At 63.2% G+C, this 1,023-nt stretch carries 1 protein-coding gene; it reads right to left on the bottom strand.

Features of this window, described 5'->3' with window-relative positions; genetic code table 11:
- Nucleotides 1–117: 117 nt before the first annotated feature.
- A partial coding sequence (locus tag I6E42_RS12640; RefSeq protein ID WP_235372367.1) for a GerAB/ArcD/ProY family transporter occupies nucleotides 118–1,023 on the bottom strand: 906 nt, incomplete at its 5' end.

Below are 1,023 nucleotides of genomic sequence, written 5' to 3'. Positions count from 1 at the left end.
TTGCCCTGTCGCAGAGCGCTTGCTTATATTAGCAAAACCGCCCCGGTTTGTCAACACCTTTTTTTACTTTTTTCCGCCTTTTTTTCCACTTTCTTTTCCACAACTATATCTTAGGTTTTACATCCCTTTTCCCATACAAGATGTGCCGCCGGGTCTCCTTTTCCCGGCAATCTCTTTGGGCAAAATCATCAGGGCAGGCAGGGCCAACCCCAAAATCAGGTTCCCGAACGGCACCACGGTCCTCCCCCACGCCGCGGCACGGCGGTCAGAAAAGAACAGCAGGGCCAGCGCCGCCGCCAGGACCAGCCCCAGGACGGCAATCCTCTTTTCCCGCCACCGAAGGGCAGCAGCCATGGACCGCAGGCTGAACAGCAGCACTCCCGCCATGACCAGGTCGGCCAGCGTCCATATCGCGGTGACCACGCTCTCCACCCGCTGAAAGGCCCCCTCCACTCCCACGCTTTGGGCCAGGGTAAAGAAGGGGCTCTCCAGCCGCCCGGACAGTTCCTGCCCCAAGCTGGCCAGAATCACATATTGCGCCAGGGTGAGCAGCAAACAGCCGCCCACGCCCCAGGCAAGCCAATGCCGCCGTCCTCTCGTATCCTCCCCTTCCGTCTCTCCCAGCAGGAACACGCCGTACAGCCCCCAGCCCAGCACTCCCGCCGCCGGCAGGGCGGAAGATAGAATGCCAGGAATGTCCTCCACCCATAGGGGAAGGACCCGCTCCGGCCTGGTCTGGGTCAGGGACAGGAGGAGCACCACCCCGCCGGCGGTCAGCAGGATGGCTAGGAAGAACTGTCCCGCCCGGGCGAAGGCGGACAGCTGCCCCAGCCCCATCCACAGGACCACGGCGGCTACCGCCAGCAGGAAGAACCACAGTGCCCCGTCCCGCCGGCCCGCGTCCAGCAGCCGCCGGGCACACAGCCGCAGGCGCAGGGTCAGCAGCAGCTCTCCCCACACCATATATAAAATAAGGATGGCTTTCCCCACTCCGCTTTCCGCCAGCCGTCCGGCCAGGCCGAG

It is taken from the genome of Pseudoflavonifractor phocaeensis, assembly GCF_021531815.1.
In the GTDB taxonomy this organism is placed as follows: Bacteria; Bacillota; Clostridia; order Oscillospirales; family Oscillospiraceae; genus Lawsonibacter; species Lawsonibacter phocaeensis_A.
Note: the sequence above shows the minus strand (reverse complement) of the source record. Positions and strands in the feature narration are given on the sequence as shown.